Raw genomic sequence first — 2,448 nt, 5'->3', positions numbered from 1 at the left:
CCAGCCAACCGCGCCGCCAAACCTACGCGGCCCTCCTCAAGGTTCGCAATATAGTCCTGCCCATCCAGAACAAATTCCGTATCAGCGTCCAGCGGTTCATTCCGCACATCACGGACCAACTTCTTAGCAAAGTCCTCGTCGTCCAGAACAGATTCCGTATCAGTGTCCAACGCCTCAGCATCCCCGTCACCGATACCAAGCCGCGCAACCAAATCCTCCGCAGTATCCGAATCAAGCACAACCCGCCCCAGCTGGAAGGATCCAGTCGCCGGAACCTCGGGATTGTGGGGCCCAGGCTCAAACGGAAGCTCCACACTATCCCGCATCTCACGCAAATACTCCCGGGCAACCCGAGCCACCTGATCCCTGGCATCCTCCAGGTCGATGCCGTACCGCTCAGCCAGCTTTTCCGGCGAAGTCCACTCACCCTGCCCCAGCGCATCCCAAGCCTCCACTCGTGCTGTAGTGAGGCGATTTCTAGGCGCACCTTCCAACAGCTCAGCTATGCGCGTGTCAATTCCGAAATAGAGGCTCATTGATTTAGCGGGGTACATCCGGCTAGTTCCGAGAATGGCCGCTTTGTGCTTCATACGGCGGGCCCAGCCAAGGGTCTGCCCGAATCGTTCGACCACCTCGTCGTCAGCCAGAGCGGACCTGCTCAGCCAATTTTTGATCCGGTATTCCATCCAAAGGTCTTTGGCGGAATCCTGCAGGTACCCGATTGCGACCAGCTCGATCTGTGCGAGAGCCCGGGACTCGTCCACTCCATACTTCGCGGCCAATCGGGCGACCGTGTAAGGGTCGCGCCGGATCGCCGCGTCCCGCACGTCCGCCCGCATAACGGCATCAATACGTCGATCCACCACCTCAAGACCGACCCCATACCGCCGGGCCACCGACGCCACATCAACCAACTCCCCACGACCACGCGCCGCCCACACCTCCCCCAACACCACAGCCACCACAGCCTCCTCAGCCACAGCAACATCAACACCGAACTCCACCGCAAGCCCCTCAACACCACGCGGCGACCCACCACGCACCAGATCCTGCATCACCACCGAAAGCTGATCAGCACACCACGCCTCAGTCATCCCATACTTCGCCGCAAGCTCCGCAACCGTAAACGGCTCCCCACGACCAACCCCGGCCAGCACATCAGCCCGCACGGCCTCCGCCACCAACTCCGACACCCGCTCGGGAGGCACCGCACCAAACTGTCCTCCCAGCCCCGAGTGGAGGTGCACCCCCAAGTGCCTCCGCCCGGCGGCACCCTCGCGAAGCATAAAACCGACGATCGCGGTCTCGATCCGCTTGATCCCCCAATCCGAATCCTTTCCGTACATCTTGCCGAGAACGTCCGGTGTGATCGGATCGACGTGCTTCGGCCAGTCCATGGCCGTCAGCTCCGCAGCGGTGTCGATCAGGACGCCGACTTCCCCGGCGTCGATCCCCACGTCTTTGACGATTGCGTCGACCGAGACCTCACTCGGGACCCGCCCACTCACCAGAGCGTCGACCAGGACCGCCCCCACATCGAAAAGTGCCCGCTCGCGCGAAAGACCAGTTCGTGCCATCACCTCGCGAAGGTGCGAATCTTGGCCTAAAGACTCGCGAAGGTGCGGATCTTGGCCTAAAGACAGGTCCCCGGTCCTGCCAACGCCTAGCGTGAGAATCCGGTTGCGCACGGCTCGTACAGCCGCGAGGTGATCCGGAGCATTTTCGGGACGGAGATGGAACTCGACCGTCTTGGCGCTGATGCCGTGCCGCTCGGCCATCTGGGCAGTGGTGAACCGGCCGCTCTCCGCGTCCGCGCGCACCTGCTCACCGATCAGATCGGATGCCCACCTCCGGCTTTTGCCGTATCGCCTGCCCAGGTTCTCGGGGCTGTGGGGACCGTCCGTCGTACTGATCTCGGCCATCGCAGCGGCCTTGATCTCGTACTCGGCCACCACCTCCATGACTGCGAAATCCCGGGCGAGTTCGGCCGCGGTGAAGGGAGGCTGGTCCGGGTAGACGCTTGCGCGCTCCCGCACCGTGGCGACAATCGCAGCGCTGATCGCTTTCCGGGCTGTCTCCCGCCTGAGATTCGCTGGCACGCCATCCAGCCCCTCGTCGGCAAGCAAGTTGAGGGGGAGGGGTGCGTCGTTCTCCGCAGCGCGACGGACAATAGGAATGAGAGCGGCTACTAACTGCTTAATAGCCGCCTCGACCTGAGGCTGTGCCTGCTCACGGGAAGCCCCGGCCCGAGACCCCGGTGCAGAAGTTTCGGCGGAATTCCGGTGGCGCCCCAGCATTCGATTGACCAAGCCGCGACCGGGTGCCCCGACCTCGAGGTCCGGGTTCAGCGGCTCGCCGTCCATCGGCGTCGAACCCAAATCCGCCAGCGGAATGTAGCCATGCACATTGTGCGGCCCGATCTCCGGAACCACACCCCTATGCACATCC

Annotated in this window: 1 protein-coding gene; it reads right to left on the bottom strand. The window is 63.1% G+C overall.

All coding sequences use genetic code 11. The features are described 5' to 3' along the window. Positions 1-2,432 (bottom strand): hypothetical protein (locus tag ACFWY9_RS44860; protein WP_378341767.1); only part of this gene is annotated, 2,432 nt, incomplete at its 3' end. Positions 2,433-2,448 lie beyond the last annotated feature (16 nt).

This window comes from Amycolatopsis sp. NPDC059027, from assembly GCF_042739735.1.
Lineage (GTDB): Bacteria > Actinomycetota > Actinomycetes > Mycobacteriales > Pseudonocardiaceae > Amycolatopsis.
Note: the sequence above shows the minus strand (reverse complement) of the source record. Positions and strands in the feature narration are given on the sequence as shown.